This window comes from Candidatus Sordicultor fermentans (genome assembly GCF_012728195.1).
Taxonomy (GTDB): domain Bacteria; phylum Atribacterota; class Atribacteria; order Atribacterales; family Caldatribacteriaceae; genus Sordicultor; species Sordicultor fermentans.
Genome location: NZ_JAAYFP010000053.1, coordinates 1 through 17,168, shown reverse-complemented (window position 1 = coordinate 17,168; position 17,168 = coordinate 1). Strand labels below are relative to the sequence as shown.

General features: G+C 45.4%; 19 protein-coding genes, 1 pseudogene and 1 other annotated feature. Of the genes and pseudogenes, 10 read left to right on the top strand and 10 right to left on the bottom strand.

Translation table 11 applies throughout. The features are described 5' to 3' along the window. Positions 1-193 (top strand): hypothetical protein (locus GXZ17_RS02715; protein ID WP_409375755.1); only part of this gene is annotated, 193 nt, incomplete at its 5' end. A gap of 453 nt (positions 194-646) precedes the next feature. Here the strand turns inward: GXZ17_RS02715 and GXZ17_RS02710 are convergent. Next, a complete protein-coding gene (locus GXZ17_RS02710) occupies positions 647-850 on the bottom strand; it encodes a hypothetical protein (protein WP_409375754.1) in 204 nt (67 codons plus the stop codon). Continuing rightward, positions 851-1,534 carry a lipid-binding SYLF domain-containing protein gene (locus tag GXZ17_RS02705; RefSeq protein ID WP_409375753.1) on the bottom strand — a complete coding sequence of 228 codons (684 nt, stop codon included), beginning with the start codon at positions 1,532-1,534 and terminating at the stop codon, positions 851-853. It lies immediately after the preceding gene. A gap of 426 nt (positions 1,535-1,960) precedes the next feature. On the opposite strand from GXZ17_RS02705, the gene GXZ17_RS02700 reads away from it, so the two are divergent. The 5 genes from GXZ17_RS02700 to GXZ17_RS02680 all read left to right on the top strand — a co-directional run bounded on the left by GXZ17_RS02700 (position 1,961) and on the right by GXZ17_RS02680 (position 4,936). Next, a complete protein-coding gene (locus GXZ17_RS02700) occupies positions 1,961-2,191 on the top strand; it encodes a hypothetical protein (protein ID WP_409375752.1) in 231 nt (76 codons plus the stop codon). Further along, positions 2,192-2,869, top strand: coding sequence for a PEGA domain-containing protein (locus tag GXZ17_RS02695; protein ID WP_409375756.1), 678 nt, complete (start codon positions 2,192-2,194; stop codon positions 2,867-2,869). Further along, positions 2,866-3,789: a CsgG/HfaB family protein gene (locus GXZ17_RS02690; RefSeq protein ID WP_409375751.1), complete on the top strand. Its 924-nt coding sequence runs from the start codon at positions 2,866-2,868 to the stop codon at positions 3,787-3,789. The genes GXZ17_RS02695 and GXZ17_RS02690 overlap by 4 nt, the downstream gene beginning before the upstream one ends. After that, entirely contained in the window at positions 3,731-4,321 is a 591-nt protein-coding gene (locus GXZ17_RS02685; protein WP_409375750.1) for a toxin-antitoxin system YwqK family antitoxin, read from the top strand. Before GXZ17_RS02690 ends, GXZ17_RS02685 begins: the two co-directional genes overlap by 59 nt. Before the next feature lie 195 nt (positions 4,322-4,516). Continuing rightward, complete coding sequence (locus GXZ17_RS02680) at positions 4,517-4,936, top strand: hypothetical protein (RefSeq protein ID WP_409375749.1); 420 nt, start codon at positions 4,517-4,519, stop codon at positions 4,934-4,936. Between the two features lie 76 nt (positions 4,937-5,012). Here the strand turns inward: GXZ17_RS02680 and GXZ17_RS02675 are convergent. After that, positions 5,013-5,216, bottom strand: a pseudogene (locus tag GXZ17_RS02675) (ATP-binding protein); the annotation flags it as partial. Positions 5,217-5,480: 264 nt separating this feature from the next. Here GXZ17_RS02675 and GXZ17_RS02670 point away from each other — a divergent pair. The 4 genes from GXZ17_RS02670 to GXZ17_RS02655 are packed head-to-tail and all read left to right on the top strand — an operon-like array spanning position 5,481 to position 8,145. Then, a complete protein-coding gene (locus tag GXZ17_RS02670; protein ID WP_409375748.1) occupies positions 5,481-5,720 on the top strand; it encodes a Veg family protein in 240 nt (79 codons plus the stop codon). A gap of 52 nt (positions 5,721-5,772) precedes the next feature. Further along, a complete protein-coding gene (locus GXZ17_RS02665) occupies positions 5,773-6,477 on the top strand; it encodes an endonuclease V (protein ID WP_409375747.1) in 705 nt (234 codons plus the stop codon). Then, positions 6,455-6,772, top strand: coding sequence for an ACT domain-containing protein (locus GXZ17_RS02660; protein ID WP_409375746.1), 318 nt, complete (start codon positions 6,455-6,457; stop codon positions 6,770-6,772). Before GXZ17_RS02665 ends, GXZ17_RS02660 begins: the two co-directional genes overlap by 23 nt. Positions 6,773-6,780: 8 nt before the next feature. Beyond that, entirely contained in the window at positions 6,781-8,145 is a 1,365-nt protein-coding gene (locus GXZ17_RS02655) for a PFL family protein (protein WP_409375745.1), read from the top strand. Here the strand turns inward: GXZ17_RS02655 and GXZ17_RS02650 are convergent. The 7 genes from GXZ17_RS02650 to ilvD are packed head-to-tail and all read right to left on the bottom strand — an operon-like array spanning position 8,142 to position 16,346. Continuing rightward, on the bottom strand, positions 8,142-8,636 hold the full coding sequence (locus GXZ17_RS02650; protein WP_409375744.1) for a 3-isopropylmalate dehydratase small subunit: 495 nt from the start codon (positions 8,634-8,636) through the stop codon (positions 8,142-8,144). The two genes, GXZ17_RS02655 and GXZ17_RS02650, sit on opposite strands and share 4 nt — an antisense overlap. A gap of 14 nt (positions 8,637-8,650) precedes the next feature. Then, entirely contained in the window at positions 8,651-9,910 is a 1,260-nt protein-coding gene (leuC, locus tag GXZ17_RS02645) for a 3-isopropylmalate dehydratase large subunit (protein ID WP_409375743.1), read from the bottom strand. Position 9,911: 1 nt separating this feature from the next. Continuing rightward, positions 9,912-11,456 carry a 2-isopropylmalate synthase gene (locus GXZ17_RS02640; protein WP_409375742.1) on the bottom strand — a complete coding sequence of 515 codons (1,545 nt, stop codon included), beginning with the start codon at positions 11,454-11,456 and terminating at the stop codon, positions 9,912-9,914. Between the two features lie 12 nt (positions 11,457-11,468). After that, positions 11,469-12,461, bottom strand: a complete 993-nt coding sequence (gene ilvC, locus GXZ17_RS02635; protein WP_409375741.1) for a ketol-acid reductoisomerase — start codon at positions 12,459-12,461, stop codon at positions 11,469-11,471. 28 nt (positions 12,462-12,489) lie between these two features. After that, positions 12,490-12,984, bottom strand: coding sequence for an acetolactate synthase small subunit (gene ilvN, locus GXZ17_RS02630; RefSeq protein ID WP_409375740.1), 495 nt, complete (start codon positions 12,982-12,984; stop codon positions 12,490-12,492). 20 nt (positions 12,985-13,004) lie between these two features. Further along, complete coding sequence (ilvB, locus tag GXZ17_RS02625) at positions 13,005-14,669, bottom strand: biosynthetic-type acetolactate synthase large subunit (protein ID WP_409375739.1); 1,665 nt, start codon at positions 14,667-14,669, stop codon at positions 13,005-13,007. A gap of 15 nt (positions 14,670-14,684) precedes the next feature. Beyond that, positions 14,685-16,346: a dihydroxy-acid dehydratase gene (gene ilvD / locus GXZ17_RS02620; protein WP_409375738.1), complete on the bottom strand. Its 1,662-nt coding sequence runs from the start codon at positions 16,344-16,346 to the stop codon at positions 14,685-14,687. A gap of 50 nt (positions 16,347-16,396) precedes the next feature. Further along, positions 16,397-16,609, bottom strand: a binding site (T-box leader). Between the last annotated feature and the right edge of the window lie 559 nt (positions 16,610-17,168).

Here is a 17,168-nt window from a genome sequence, read left to right as displayed (position 1 = left end):
TTGCCCGGTGGAGAAACCTGCCTTGGCCAATGTTTTGGTTTTTGTGAGGAATGGTATGACGCCTGTCAAGAATGCGAAGAGGAAGAAACTTGCCAGCCTTGCCAGCCGCAAGAAGAACCCGAGGAAGGTTGCGCGGGCGGCCATTGTCCTCTCAATTAGTTACCTTATAAGTTATTCTAAAAGGAGAAGCTAAAATTAAAAAAGAAGAGACGGTGCGCATATTTTGCCGCCTATATTTTTAATAATCTCTCCGATGGACTTTTGCCACCTTTTTAATTAACTTTCTGAGGCTGATTACTGATATACTTAAAGCTATATATTGCAACTGTTTTTGAGCGAATTGCAGGAGCATTCCCTTTCGGGAGATGCGCTGAGTGTTCTTTTTCAGCGTGATTATTTTGGCTTTCTCTGTTTTTTTTAATCTTACGCCGCAGGCTGTTCGGTCCTTTTCATCACTACCAATCTTGCTTTCTGGAAAGATAAAAACCGGTCACAAAGACCAGTCAAAGGTGCAAAAAATGGTCTGGTGGTGACACGCATTAGCTCTTGCGTGGTGTGTAGCCCTGCAATAACTGTTTCATCTTTTCCCGATATGGATATGGAGACCTGGCTGAAGAGGGGAGGAATTTACCCCCCCTCTTCGGGCCTAAAAAATTAGACGGAGAAGAAGAATGATTAACATTATCCAGATTAGAATAGGGGCAAAAACTACTGCTATTCCCAGGAATAGGAGTATCAACAGAATGATAGCTCCAGCAGTGAACAGGAAGGCAACGATTCCAGGGAAAAAGCGAAAAGCAAGAATAATCAGAAAAATAGCTCCCAATATGGCTAAAATATTACGCAACATTTAGTTTCCCCTTTCTTTAATTAATTTTTCTAACAATCTGGTGAGATTACGGGTAGCAGTTTCTTCTGCCGGATAAGAGGTAAGAATTTCTCGGGAGGAAAGCTCCTTCTGATAAAAACGCTGAGCCGCTCTTTTATTTTCCTCCAGTTTTGCCCCTTCTATAGAAGCTCCCCAGAATAGCCCCCGGGAAATAGAGTAAGAATATATAGAAGCTTGAAGCTCCGTATCCACCCCAAAAGAAAAGCTCCTTCCTACCGGGCCTGCAGCAATTCCTAAGCTTCCACTGAGAGTTGTTGCCCCTCCCTGGTAGAAAACTTCCATTCCTGATTTATTCATTAAAAGCAACACCAGCCCTTGCACCTCGACACCAAAGTGAGGACCTATGCTTAACCCTTCCAGGCGAAAAAAAGCCGGACCGTACCAATACCCTCTATCACGACGCAACACTATGCCTTCCCCGGTGTAGCCTCCTATAACCATTCCTACTCGACGCACTTCAGGGAAAATGGCTATCCCTTCTGCCCGTTTTAATAATTCTAAAAAAGGAGCCCGGTCGGGCGCCTGAGAGAGGTCATAAACCAACTCTATGGCTTTATTTATGAGGTCTATTTCACTGGCTGCAAGGGGAGAAATTAAAATCCCGAGAAGAAAAATCAAAGTAACGACAACTAATTGCCACTTCACTAATCATCCCTCCTTACTAAGGAGATCTTATTCTTATTTTATCACACATTTCCCCGGGGTAAAATAGGGTTTTTCAAAAGGACAGTATCAACTTATTGCAGAACACCAGGCGGTTATTCTACGAAAACGCCCCTTTAGTAAAATGAAAGGATGAGGCATCAGTGATAGAGAATGAACGAAATAAACCCTGTATGGCACGTTGTCTGTTGAGGGGAAAACGACCATGAGTTAGGGGCGGAATTTTTAGCACCAGGCGGACGCCCCATTGCAACTCCCGGGTTATGGAGTGATAAAATCGCTAGTCTACTCGGAAGTTGACAGCTTTCTGTAATGGTTATAAAATTTTACTACAACAAAAACTGCTTCTTTTTCTGTCGCACTGTTTACGCCATCCCGCAAAATAATACAGAGGGGGAGATGTTTATTATGAAGAGGGTAATAATATTTTTCGGGGTGCTTGCGCTTCTTACGGGTTTTACTTTTTTTGCCTTCTCCAGTGAACTTCCCATTCTTGCTGTGGTTGCTTTTGAGAACCACTCTCGAGTCCGTGTTCCTGATGTGGAGAATATGGGTTTGCAGTTTTTAGAGAGCGCGCTTCTCGACCTGGGACGGTTCACCCTTGTCGACCGATTGTCCATCGATCGTTCTCTCACTTAGATTGGTTTTAGCAGTGCTTCAGGCCTTGTAGACCCGTCATATGCCATTCAGCTGGGGAAAATGCTGGGAGCCCGGTACCTGGCCATGGGAAACATCATTGACATTTCTTCCCGGACTACAGAATTCCGGGGATACGGCATCACCACCCGCCGGTCCTTTGTTTCTCTCACGCTGAACCTTCGAGTAGTTGATGCTGAAAGAGGGACGGTAGTGTTTACCGATCAGGTTACCCTCTCTCGGGAAAACCTTCCTTTTGAATTCACCAGTGTCAAGATTTCAGGAGAGGCACGTGAAGCTCTGGGGAATCTCATGCAGGAAGCTATCCGCCGTCTGGTGGGGAGATTTAACCAGAGAATGATGCAAATTGCTGCACAGCCTGTACCTGAAGCGGATAAGGTGCGTGTGTTTGTTGATTCTGTACCTCCGGGCGCAGATGTAGAAATTGGCGGGCTTTTCTGGGGAAACACTCCCTGTGAGCTCACATTAGAAGACGGGAAAGTGGTAGAGATTGCTATAAGTCTGGCGGGTTATGAAAACTGGGTGAAGAAGGTGCTCATCCGTCCTGAGCTTACCATCACTGCTACGTTACGGGAACTTCCTTCTCCTTCCGGGGGTGATGCAAAGACTGAGATACAGGTTGAAGTAGGTATTCAGGGCGGGAAAGGTGAAGACTGGTGAAAAAGTTTATATTTATCTTAATTGTTTGTTTTCTCCTTTTCCCCTGTGGGCCTTTATTTTCTCTTACCAAACCCACGGTTGTGGTGGTAGGATTTGATATTACCGTTCCCGGTCTTCAATATGAGCAGACGCTTCCCAACGCCCTCACCGACCTTATGATTAACGCTCTCATAAATAGCAACCGCTTCCGGGTCTTTGAACGACGAAAACTCGAGAATCTCGTAACCGAGCAAGGCTTCCAGTACTTCTCAGGTCTTGTGGATCCCTCCACTGCTGTTCAACTGGGGAAGATGGTGGGAGCTCACTTTGTAGTGACGGGAAGCGTTACGGGCATCTCCTCCGGGGGCAGGGAAGGAGTGCGTGTTGGTCCGGTTAAAATAGGAAGTGGTGCCACCCTTGTTACTCTCACTGTGCGTATTGTGGATGTGCAGACAGGAGAAATACTTTACTCTGAAGTGAAGCAGGAAAAAGCCTCTCGTTCTACAGTAGGCCTGGCCATTGGTAGCCTCGATGTCTATTCCCAGGAGAGTCAGGACATCATTTCTGCGGTGAATGTTGCCTGTGAGGAGATTGTTGCTACCTTTGTGGAACGCATGGATGAAGGAATAGGTGAGTTTGCTTCGCGTCCTATAGAAGGGTATGTGGTACAGGTGAGCGGTAACACTGTGTATCTCAATTTAGGCCGGGATTCGGGAATCAAAGTGGGAGATCTTGTACGTATCTTCCACCCTGGCGAAGCCATTGTAGACCCCAAGACCGGGGAGGTTCTGGATCAGGAACTCATCTTTGTAGCCGAAGCCCGGGTGGGTAAGGTGAAAGAGAGAGTTTCTGAAGCTATTGTTACGAGAAAGCAGGGAGACGTTGTTTCTGAAGACATTGTTGAGGTGGTGGGAGGAGAAGGCTCTTGCTCTCTACGATGAGGATGTCTGGGGGGAGGGAAGCATTGAGGAGGAGATTCCCGAGGAGGAAGGAGGGGCCTCCCTCCAGGTTGTTTTTTTACCTGAAGAGAACGAAGTGTCACCATTTGAAGAAGCTGGCGAAGGAACTGTGTTTGAGGGTGTTGCGGTGAGCTATTATCGTGAATTCTATCCCGGGGGAGAATTAAAACTTGAGTATACTTACTACATCGAGGAGGGCAAGAAAGTAGAACACGGCATCTTCACCAAATGGTATGACAATGGACAAATTATGATTCAGGGGACATATCGCCACGGGAAAAAAGATGGAGTGTGGCGAGAGTGTCTCCGCAATGGCGTTCCCAAAACTGAAGGAACTTACAAAGAAGGAGTAAAAGAGGGGTTGTGGGTGATTTTCTACCCCGGGGGAAAGAAACACTTTGAAGGAATGTATCACAATGACCAGAGAGACGGAGAGTGGATTGAGTATGGAGGAGATGGAAGCGTCTTTGCCCGGACGGTGTATGAAAAGGGGCGAGTGGTGGAGGAAAACTAAATATACTAAAGCATGATTTGAAAAACCTTCTGTAAACCACAGTAATATCTCACCACAAGGACTTGATGCTGGGTCAAGAACGACCTGTAGTGATACTCAAATATAATTTTGGGATAACGGATTTCATAGGCTGCACAGAATACAGGCCTTATTTTAGTATTCAAATAAAAAAGGGGGGAAGAGGAGGTAATAAGCATGAAGCTTACAAAAATTTCTCTAATTATTGTGATGAGTTTAGTCGGGATTACAATGGGGGTTACGGCGCTGGCTGCTGGTGGAAACATAGAGGGGAGTAACCCATCTTCTATAGAGCTATTTTCAATGGTCGTCAAGATGGCAGGGAAAGAACTCACCATTGATGCTCCTAGGATAAGCCCCGGAGACGAGGACCATGGTGTGGTTACAATCTTGGTCAAAAATTCTGGGAGTGAACCGATTGCTCTTGCAAAAATTGAAATAATCTACTGGAATCAATTTCCCCAGCTTGAAAGTGACTGGAGTGAACAGGTACAGTTAAAAGACCTTGCTCCGGGAGAAGTCCAGACTATAGTATATAACGCACACTGGAGTTGGGAAAAGGGAAGCCTCCGGGTAAAGGTTGTAAATATCGAATAGCTTCTGCTAGCATGTTGCGTTGGTACCGAGTTTGTAGTGTCAAGGCCGGCCTTAAATTGACCCACCTCTTAGCTTTTTAACCTGATGAATTAGAATTAGGTGTCCCATAAATTCCAGCTCTGATCCTATCTTTAAGTCGATAACTGTTCCCTCGGATATTTATCACCTGGGCATGGTGGAGTAATCTATCCAATAGGGCAGTAGCCAGAATGGGATCTCCCATCACCTCTCCCCATTCGCCAAAGCCTTTGTTACTGGTTATGATGATACTTCCCCGCTGACTAGCTGAAGGATGATAAGGAGCCGAGGATGGAAGATCCGGCTTATTCTCTTTATAGGCTCATTTTAAATCCTCTAGGAGATGACTCAAAGTGGTAAAGTGGAAAAAGACTACATTGGCGATAATCCTTTTCCAGGATGGCATAAAAATAAGGAAAAATAAAGATACCCCGGCAATGGATTGTGGAGAACAATAGTTTGAAAAATTTGCTTTTCACCCTTTTTTGGTGTATAATAGAGGAAAATTTCTAGGGAATGATGTTCTTTGGTAGTTCAGAATCTTGAGCAAATCAAAGAATGGGTGGCATCTATTGTGGGAGAAGAAGTAGTTATCGAAGTCAACAAAGGAAGAAAAAAAACGATAACCAAAAAAGGAGTGATAGAAAAAGCCTATCCCTTCTTTTTCACTATGATAACGGAGGTAGATGGTTCTAGCCAGAGAGCTTCCTTTAATTACGCTGACATTCTTACTAAAACCATAGAATTAGAAATAACTCACTCTTAAAAATTTAGTCCATCGTCTTCCTCTTTTTTCCTCTTTGGTTTAAAATGCTTCTATGGAGAAATTGCTTGATTTTCCCTATGCTGTAGACGTAAAAGAAGCAAAGGAAATACAGGAGAAATTGAAAAGCTTATTATCTTTTGATTTTCCTTATGAGGATAAAGATATTGATTTAGTAGCAGGAATAGATGTCTCCTACAATACCGAAAAAGAAGCTTCAGCGGCAGTGGTGGTTTTAGATTTTCCTTCTTTGAGAGTGAGGGAAGTATCCTGGGGTAAAGCTCCTCCCCCTTTTCCTTATATCCCGGGATTTTTATCTTTTCGAGAGGGTCCCGCTATTGAAAAAGCTCTATCTCTTTTGTGTTCTCAGCCCCAGATTTTTTTCTTTGATGGACAGGGTATCGCTCACCCCCGGGGAGTGGGGTTAGCCACTCATCTGGGAATTTTATTCGGGATGGTTTCTGTGGGGGTAGCCAAAAGCAATTTGGTAGGCAATTTCGAAGAGCCTCCCGAAAAACAGGGCTCTTTTTCCTGGATAGAATACCAGGGAGAAAAAGTGGGGATGGCGCTACGCACCAAAGAAAAAGTGAAACCCGTTTTTGTTTCGCCGGGCAATAGAATTGACTTAGAGAAGGCAAAACACTGGACGCTATTAGTAACTACTAAATATCGTTTACCCGAGCCTGTTCGCCAGGCTCATATTTTTAGTGAAAAAATCAAAAAAGGCGGAGAAGAATATGGACGATATTCCTTTTCATGAGCTGGAAGAAGAGAGCACTACAGAAAACAAAGTGGTCATCACCGTGGTGGGTAAAGATAGAATAGGAATTATTGCTGCTATTACTTCTTGCCTTGCCGAGCGCCAGGTAAATATCGAAGATATCACCCAAAAAATATTAGGAGAGTATTTTACCATGATTTTGGTGGGAGACATATCCCAATGCCCGGTGAGCCTTGCAGAACTACACCGCGACCTCAACCACAAAGGGGAGGAGATCGGGGTTAAAGTCTATATGCAGCACGCCAGCATTTTCCGGGCTATGCATCGGATTTGAGGTGAAAAATGCTTTTTGACCGCTCAGAAATTTTAGAAACGCTGCGTATGCTGGAAATAGAGAATTTAGATGTTCGAACGGTAACTCTGGGGATTAATCTTCTGGATTGCCGCTCGGGTGATTTTTCTTCCACCATAGAAAAAGTAGCAGAAAAGATTCGTCATCTCTCTCTTCCTTTTCATGAGATAGTAGAAGAAACTTTTATCAAGTATGGGATTCCTGTAGTGAACCGACGGATAGCTATATCCCCGGTGTCTTTTCTTTTAGACGGTAGAGAAAGAAAAGAGGAAGTTGTAGCTCTGGCCCGGAGATTGGACGATTTAGCACGAGAGCTCCAGGTTGATTTTATAGGGGGATTCAGTGCTTTAGTTCCCAAAGGATGTACCCCCGGAGACTTGTTGCTTATTGATTCTCTCCCCCTTGTTCTCTCACAAACCCAGAGAATTTGTGGCTCGGTAAATTTAGCTTCCAGCCGCAGCGGAATAAATGTGGATGCTATTTTAAAGATGGGAGAGATAATCAAAGAAACCTCTCTTTTAACTGCTCAAGAAGGAGGCATAGGCTGTGCCAAATTAGTGATTTTTGCCAATGCCCCAGAAGACAATCCTTTTATGGCTGGAGCTTTCCACGGACCGGGAGAAGCAGATGCGGCCTTGAATGTGGGAGTAAGTGGCCCGGGAGTTATCAAAGAAGCCATCCGCAGAAAACCAGAAGCAGATTTAGGAGAAATAGCTGAAGTGGTAAAAAGGACTGCTTTCAAAATCACAAGAGTGGGAGAGTTGATAGGTAAAGAAATAGCTCAAAAGCTGGGAGTACCTTTCGGAATTGTAGATTTATCTCTGGCTCCTACACCCCGGGTGGGAGATAGCGTAGCGGAGATTTTAGAGGAGATGGGTTTAGAAAAATGTGGAGCCTGGGGTTCCACTTTAGCTCTGGCTCTTTTAACTGATGCCTGTAAAAAAGGAGGAGCTATGGCTTCTTCTTCGGTGGGAGGATTAAGCGGAGCTTTTATCCCGGTTAGTGAAGATGCCGGGATGACCGAATCGGTGAAAGTGGGAGCCTTGAAATTGGAAAAATTAGAAGCTATGACCAGTGTTTGTTCGGTAGGTTTAGATATGATTGCCATCCCTGGCGAGGTATCCAAAGAGACAATTTCGGCCATCATAGGGGATGAGATGGCTATTGGAGTGGTGAACCACAAAACCGTGGGGGTGCGGATAATACCAGTTCTGGGAAAGAAGCCCGGAGATAGAGTAGTGTGGGGGGGACTCTTAGGAGAGACAGTAGTTATGGAAGTCAATCCCTTCCAGAGTAAAAATTTTATCTCCCGGGGAGGAAGAGTCCCCGCTCCTATTACCAGTCTAAAAAATTAGTCAGATTTAACTCTTTCTTTTACTAAATTCATCAATCCTCCCCGCTCTATTATCTCTTGCAAGAAAGGAGGAAAGGGGTTAACTTGGAAAGTATCCCCACTGGTTAAGTCTTTGATTTCTCCTTTATCCAGGTCGATTTCCAGTTGGTCTCCCTCTTTAATTTTTTCCGCTGCTTCTTCTGATTCCAGTATGGGTAGACCAATGTTTACAGCATTGCGATAAAAAATACGGGCAAAAGAAGCGGCAATAACTGCCTTCGCTCCTGATGCTTTAATAGCTAAAGGAGCATGCTCACGGGAAGAGCCACAACCGAAATTTTTCCCTGCTACCAGGATAGCAGAAGAAGCTTTCTCGGAGAAGGTGGGGTCTAAACTTTCTAAGCAATGCCGAGCTAACTCTGCAGGGTCAGTGGATGTGAGATAGCGAGCCGCGATTATTACATCAGTATCTATATTATCCCCGTATTTCAGAGCTTTTCCACTTATTATCATTTTGTCACCTCGTCTTAAATTTGATCGGGAGCAGCAATGTAGCCTGCCACAGCGGAGCTCGCTGCTATATAGGGGTTAGCAAGATAAACTTCGCTCTTTACATGTCCCATTCTTCCTAAGAAGTTTCGGTTAGTGGTAGATACACATTTTTCTCCTTCTGCTAAAACTCCCAGATGTCCCCCGAGACACGGTCCGCAAGAAGGAGGAGCAATTATCCCTCCTGCTTCTAAGAAAATCCGCAACAACCCCTCTTTTTCGGCTTGTTTTAAAACCGAAGGAGTTCCCGGAAAAATCAAGAGCCTTACCCGGGGGTTGACTTCCCGGCCTTTTAGCACTTGCGCTGCCATCCTCAAATCTTCCATACGGCCATTGGTGCAGGAGCCAATCACTACCTGGTCAATCTCTATTTTGGGAATAGAATAAACGGAATGAGTATTGCTGGGTAGGTGGGGAAAAGCCACCTGAGGCTCAAGAGAGGAAACATCAATTTCTATTATTTCCTTCCACCGAGCATCAGGGTCAGATTGGTAAACTCGAGAGAGATGAGAGGTTCTCCCGGAAACATAGTTGAGGACCTTGCTATCGGCTTCCATTATCCCATTCTTTGCTCCGGCTTCTACTGCCATATTGGCCATAGTGAAACGCTCATCCAGAGACAATTCCGATATTACTGAACCCCTGAACTCCATAGCACAATATCTTGCTCCATCTACCCCAATTTTTCCTATGGTGAAAAGGATGAGGTCTTTTCCGGTGACAAACGGTTTCCTTTTCCCCTCATAGAGAAAAAGAATTGATTCTGGAACTCGCAGCCAGGTTTCTCCCAACACCCAGCTGGCGGCGATATCAGTGCTTCCCATCCCCGTGGAAAACGCTCCCAGCGCTCCATAGGTACAGGTATGAGAATCAGCTCCAATCACCAGATCCCCGGGAGCTATCAGCCCTTCTTCGGGAAGAAGCACATGTTCTATCCCCGCTTTTCCTCCCTCAAAAAAATGAGATATCCCGTATTTCCGGGCAAAGTCTCGCATCAACTTTACGTTTTGAGCAGAAGCGATGTCTTTACAGGGAGTGTTATGGTCGGCAACCAAAACCACCTTATCAGGGTCAAAGATTCGGTCAATTTTCTGTTTTTCCAGTTCCTTGATGCCCAGAGGAGCAGTGATATCATTGGCTAAAGCCAGGTCAATTTTTACTTGCACCAGTTCTCCGGGAATTACTTTTTCTTTTTGAGCGTGAGCAGCTATGATTTTTTCAGTTATGGTCATACCCATTTTAGTTCTCCTTATAGTCTTTTTGAGGGTTGATTTTCTTCTTCTTTTGAGCCATTCGGTTTATGGCAGCAAGATAGGCTAAAACACTGGCTACCACCACATCCTGGTTAGATCCTCTTCCTACATATTCCTGGTCTTCCCCTATTATTCTCACAATAACTTCTCCCAGCGCTTCCGTTCCTCCGGTGATAGATTGCAAAGTGTAGTTAACTAAATTGGGAGATATATCCAGCATTTTGCTTATGGCTTTGTAAGCTGCATCTACTGGACCCACTCCGGTGGATACCCCCTCCAGTATTTCTCCACCTTCTCTGATTAGCCTCACAGTAGCAGTGGGTAAAATGTTATTTCCTGAGCAAACGTGCACAAAATCCAGACGATATATGTCTTCTGAGCGGGATACCTCATCAGAAACAATAGCCTTGAGATCTGCTTCGGTGATTTCTTTTTTCTGGTCGGCTAATTGTTTAAAGCGCTGGAAAGCCTGATTGAGCTCTTCTTCGGAGAGTTGATATCCTAACTCTTCTAATTTTTTAGCAAAAGCGTGACGTCCGGAGTGTTTTCCCAATACCAGCACCCTTTCTTCTCTACCGATAAGCTGAGCATCCATTATCTCGTAAGTTAGTTTATCTTTAAGTACTCCATCCTGATGAATTCCGGCCTCATGAGCGAAGGCATTCTGTCCCACTATGGCTTTATTGGGTTGCACCAGCATCCCGGTGAGTCTGCTCACCAGGCGGCTGGTGCGATATATTTCCTGAAGATTGAGAGAAGTCCGGGCTTGAAAACGGTCTTTTCTAACATGCAGCGCCATAGCTATTTCCTCTAAGGCGGCATTACCGGCTCTTTCTCCGATACCATTTATGGTGCACTCTATCTGGGTGGCACCAGCGGAAATCGCTGCTAAAGAATTAGCAGTGGCTAACCCCAAGTCGTTGTGGCAGTGGACGCTTATCTCAACTTTGTCCATACCGGGGGTATGTTCCAGAAGATAAATAATCAGTTCTTTCATTTCCTCAGGAATAGTGTATCCCACCGTATCGGGAATGTTGAGAACTGTGGCTCCCGCTTTAATCACTGCAGCGTAAATTTGGGAGAGATACTCCCAATCGGAGCGAGTGGCATCCTCAGCAGAAAATTCCACCTCATCAGTATAGTTCCGGGCTTTTTTAACTGCCCGGACTGCTTCCTCAAGAGCTTCTTCTCTTGTTAAGTGCAGTTTGTGCTGGAGATGAATATCAGAAGTAGCCAAAAACACGTGAATAAGCGGCCGCTCGGCATGTTCCAATGCTTCTCCTGCCACTTCGATATCTTTCTCTTTGCATCGCGCCAGAGCACATATAGCTGGTCCCTTTATCTGCTGAGCTATTAACTTCACTCCTTCGGCATCCCCAGGAGAGGCAATGGGAAAGCCTGCCTCTATAACGTCCACATTCAGCTGAGCCAGTTGTTTGGCTATCTCCAGTTTTTCTTGAGGATTAAGGCTTACCCCCGGGGATTGCTCCCCGTCTCGCAGGGTGGTGTCAAAAATCCGAATTTTCCTCATTATCCTACCCCCTCATTTTTTGAGCCAGGGCATCATGCCTCGCAAAGTATTCCCCGTTTTCTCGATGAGGTGTTGAGCATCTTTATTTCGCAGAGCATAATACACTGGTCGATTGGCTTGGTTTTCCAGAATCCATTCCCGGGCAAAACTTCCATCTTGAATCTCGGCTAAGATTTTCTTCATTTCTTCTCTAACTTTATCATTGATTACTCGAGGACCCCGGGTTAGGTCGCCGTATTCGGCGGTATCACTTACCACCTGGCGCATATTGGTGAGCCCTCCCTCATATACCAGATCCACAATTAATTTCATCTCATGTAGACATTCAAAGTAAGCTACTTCGGGCTGATATCCGGCTTCTACTAAAGTTTCAAAACCAGCTTTAATCAGAGCAGTCAATCCTCCACAGAGCACTGCTTGCTCACCAAATAGGTCGGTTTCGGTCTCTTCCTGAAAAGTGGTTTCTAAAACTCCTGCTCGGGTTGCCCCAATTCCCCGGGCGTAGGCTAAAGCTATATCTTTGGCTTTACCGCTTGCATCTTGATAGACAGCGATGAGAGAAGGTACTCCTTTTCCTTCCTGGTACATTCTCCTTACTAAATCTCCCGGTCCCTTGGGAGCCACCATAATTACATCCACATCCCGAGGAGGAATAATCTGGTGGTAGTGGATATTAAAGCCGTGAGAGAACATAAGCACTCCTCCGGCTTTAAGATGTGGAGCTATGGATTCTTTATAAATACCGGCTTGATATTGGTCAGGAGCCAGTATCTGAATCACGTCTCCTTTCTGGGCTGCTTCTGCGGCACTCAAAGGGGAGAACCCGGCATTGCGAGCTTTTTCAAATCCAGGAGTTCCAGGTAAATCTGACACTATAACCTCCAATCCACTATCTCTCAGGTTCTGGGCTTGAGCGCTTCCCTGGCTTCCAAAACCGATTATGGCAATTGTCTTACCTTGCAAAACCTCGAGATTGGCATCTTCATCGTAGTATACTTTGCTCATAATAAAACCTCCCTTTTTATTTTATAAGTTATTTTTCTTGTAAAGATTGGCTTCCTCGAGCCAGGGCGATTCTCCCCGTTCGAGTCATTTCTATGATGCCGTATTTACGTAATAACTGCTCTAAAGCATCAATTTTATCCGGAGTACCGGTTACCTCTACAATCAAGCTTTTTTCCTCTACATCCACTACCCGGGCTCGAAATATCTCCACTGTTTGCACTATTTCTGCTCTGATATCCGAGGGGGCGTTTACTTTAATTAGAGCTAACTCCCGGTCTACATAACTGGCCTGGGTGAAATCTCCCACTTTTATGACATCGATGAGTTTATAAAGTTGTTTGGTTATTTGTTCCAGGGTATCGGTGTTTCCTTCTACCACTAAAGTGATACGAGAAATGGTGGGGTCGTTAGTGGGACCCACGGCCAGACTTTCTATGTTGTATCCTCGCCGAGCAAAAAGAGAAGAAACCCGGGCTAAAACACGGGGTTTGTTCTCTACTAAAACAGAAATGATATGCTCCACTGGGCACCTCCTTCTCTTTTTTATTCCAGAATCATCTCTTCCAGTGACTTTCCAGGAGGAACAAATGGTAGGACATTTTCTTCTTCTGCTACTCTACAATCCACCAATACCGGCTTGTTCTTAACCTCCAAAGCTCTGGAGATGACTTCCTCCAGTTCTTCTTCTTTTTCTACTTTCAAGCCCTCTCCTCCGAAAGCCCGGACTAAACTGACTAAATCAGGATTTTGAAGCTTGGTACAGGAATAGCGCCCTCCATAGAGACAACCCTGCCATTGCCGGACCATACCTAAATAAGAATTGTTGATGACAAAAATCTTGATGGGTAAGCAATAATTGACCGCGGTAACCAGCTCCTGGATTTTCATAAAAATGCTCCCGTCTCCACTGATTAAAACCACCGAACGGTCAGGGTTACCTACTTGAGCGCCAATGGAAGCAGGTAGTCCATAGCCCATTGTTCCGAGGCCCCCCGAGCTTGCCCATTGGCGGGGCACTTCACAGCGGTATATCTGTGCTGCCCACATCTGGTGCTGCCCCACGTCAGTAACTACAATGGGGTTATCGCCATGAGTGAGCTCGTAAATTTTCTCTATCACCCGGCGGGAAGAAAGCCCTTCTTGCACTCGAGGAGCATACTCCTTTTTCCACTCTTCTGTCTTTCCTCTCCAGGAGGAACGTTTTTTCTCTTCCACTTTCTTTTCCAGTTCCGAGAGCACCATCTTAGCATCTCCTACTATGGGGATAGAAGGTTTAACATTTTTACCTATTTCTGCTGGGTCGATATCGATATGAATTATCCGAGCTCGAGGGGCAAAAGTGGCCAGACTCCCCGTTACCCGGTCGTCAAAGCGCATACCTACAGCAATTAAAAGGTCACAGTTCATCACTGCTTTATTAGCCCAGTAAGTTCCATGCATTCCCAGCATCCCTAAAGAAAGAGGATGGCTTTCGGGGAAAGCTCCTTTTCCCATTAAAGTATGAGTAACTGGAATATCCGCTTTTTCTGCTAACTTCAGAAGTGCCTCTGAAGCTCCGGAGGATATCACCCCTCCTCCAGCGATTAAGACGGGTCTTTCTGCTTCCTGGATAGCCTGAGCGGCTACTTTAATTTGGTGAGCGTGTCCTCGATAAGTGGGTCGGTAGCCAGTGATTTTAACTTTTTCAGGGAAAATGAATTCTCCTTCTTGTTGCTGAATGTCCTTGGGTAGATCAATAACCACAGGTCCTGGTCTTCCAGTGGAGGCAATGTAGAAAGCCTGCCGGACGACATCGGGGAGTTCTTCAAAACTGGTTACCAAAAAATTATGTTTAGTGATGGGCATGGTTATTCCCGTGGTGTCCGCTTCTTGAAAGGCATCTTTACCTATAAGGCTCGTGGCCACCTGTCCGGTGATAGCCACTAAAGGCACCGAATCCATATAAGCATTGGCGAGCCCGGTAACCAGGTTGGTAGCCCCCGGGCCCGAGGTGGCTATACACACTCCCACTTTACCTGTAGTGCGGGCATAGCCATCAGCAGCATGAGCTGCTCCCTGCTCGTGTCTTACCAGGATGTGAGTTATATCTTTATCATCCATCAAAGCATCATAAATATCAAGCACTGCTCCTCCTGGATAACCGAATATAACTTCTACTCCTTCTCTTTTCAAAAGCTCAATTAACATCTGAGCTCCTCTCATTTTCAACTTTATCACTCTCCTTTATTCCATACTTGCTCCTTGAGAAGTGGGGCGAGCAAGCTTGATATAGCGCCCCAGGAGCCCGGTTTTATATTTAGGAGGAGGGGGAGTAAAATCTTTTTTTCTCCTCTCTAATTCTTCTTTGTTTACCAGAAGCTCTATCTGGCGGTGAGGGATATCGATGAGGATTTCATCTCCCTCGTGGATTAAAGCTATGGGTCCTCCTTCAAAAGCCTCAGGGGCAATATGTCCGATACAGGGTCCTCGAGTTCCTCCGGAGAAACGACCATCAGTGATTAGAGCCACTTCTTTACTTAAGCCCATTCCCACTACAGCAGAAGTGGGAGCCAACATTTCCCGCATTCCCGGTCCACCTTTTGGTCCTTCAAAGCGAATAACTATCACGGAACCCGGAGATACTTTCTGGTGAGTAATAGCTTCCATGGCTTCTTCTTCGCTATCGAAGCAAATAGCTTTTCCTCGAAACACCATCATTTCTGGCTCTACTGCCGATTGCTTTACCACAGCCCCATCGGGAGCCAAAGAGCCATAAAGTACAGCTATTCCTCCCTCTGGGGAATGGGGATTATCCAGGGTGCGGATTATTTCTCTATCTACATCTGCCTCTTCGACTGCTTTTTGAATTTCTCTCACGGTTTTCCCCGAAACTGTGAGGTTGTCTTCTAAGAGCTCTCCTAAAGTTTTTTCTACGGCAGGAATTCCCCCGGCAAAATGGAGGTCCTCTAAGAAAAGCTCTCCTCCTGGCCGGAGCATCACGAGATGAGGTATTTTCCGGGATAGCTCATCAAAAGCAGCAAGGGAAATGGCGAAAACCCCCAACTCTTGAGCTAAAGCTAAAATATGGAGTACGGTATTGGTTGAGCCTCCTAAAGATAAGTCCATCTTTATAGCATTGCGCAGAGACTTTTCATTGAGAATCTCACGGGCTACTGTATTTTCTTTTACCAATTCCACAATTCTTTTCCCGCTTTCATAGGCAATTCTTCTTTTTTGAGCCGACATAGCAAGGGCGGTAGCACATCCGGGTAAACTCAATCCCATAGTTTCAGTAAGACAGGCCATGGTGTTAGCGGTATATAGACCCTGGCAAGAACCTGCTCCTGGACAGGCCTCCATCTCCAGTGCTTCTAACTCTTCTAAGCTAATTTCTCCTTTGTGGTACCTTCCGGCGGCTTCAAAAGTGTCCCGAACAAAGGAAAGTCTTCTTCCCCGGTAAACTCCAGAAAGCATAGGACCACCGGTTACAACTATAGTGGGGAGATTCAGGCGAGCAGCGGCTAAAAGCATACCCGGAGTTATTTTATCGCAATTGGTTAAAAGAACCAATCCATCGAGAGCATGTCCCTGGGCTACTGCTTCTACTCCATCAGCAATCACATCCCGGCTGGGAAGAGAGAACCTCATCCCTTCATGTCCCATAGCGATGCCATCACATATGGCTGGAAGACCAAAAACAAAAGGAGTTCCTCCTCCTGCTTCTATTCCCCGCTCTATAAATCTCTCCAGTTCTCGCATGTGGATGTGTCCAGGAACTAAGTCAGAAAAAGAACTGGCAATGCCAATTAAAGGTCTATCTAAAGATTCTCGAGTAAGACCGGTAGCAAAAAATAAAGAACGATGAGGACACCGGTCCGGACCTTTTTTAACTATTTCACTTTTCATAAGTTTCCTCCTTCAATAAGTGGTTATGATAACAAAATACCCCTCGTCCCTTGAGGGACGAGGGGTATTTCCCCGCGGTACCACCCTTTTTACTTGCTCTGGCAAGTCACTCTTTTCTCTTAACGGAGAATCCCGGGTTGCCTACTTTGATTTCAGCTAACCACTCCAGGGCGAGATTCAGTATCTTCCGGTATCTGCTTCCAGCATATGCAGACTCTCTGTAACCGGAGAAAATACCTACTGCTCCCTTTCCTCGCTTTTATAACTTTCAAACTTTCAAACAATAAGAGAAATATAACACAAGAATCTACACTTTGCAATAGCGCAAGTTGGGTTAAATTCGCGTGTCCACTTTATAATAATATCATATTATTGGAATTCTTAAAAAGAGAGAGCATTATCTCTATTATAGGTGCCTTATAGGTGCCGCCCCCTCCGTCATTCCCATGCTTCCCTCATCTGTCATGCCTGAAATCTTCAATCGGGAATCCAAATGCATTTAAAAACCATGGACCCCGGCTTAAAAATTGCCGGGGTGACGAGCAAAAGGTGATAGAAACATTCAGGGGCAGGCTAAAAACGGCTTAAAAATTGCCGGGGTGACGAAGAGGTGGGAATCCAAATGCTTTAAATACTGTGGACCCCTGATAGGGGCATTCAGGAGTGACGCCTCTTTCGTCATTCCTGAAATCTTTAATCAGGCATTCAGAAGTTTTTACCGAGGAAGAGGAAAAAATACATAGAGGGTTTCCCGTCCTGTTGTTTAGATTCCTGATAGAACCATTCAGGAATGACATCCTTTTTTTTGTCATGCCTGAAGGC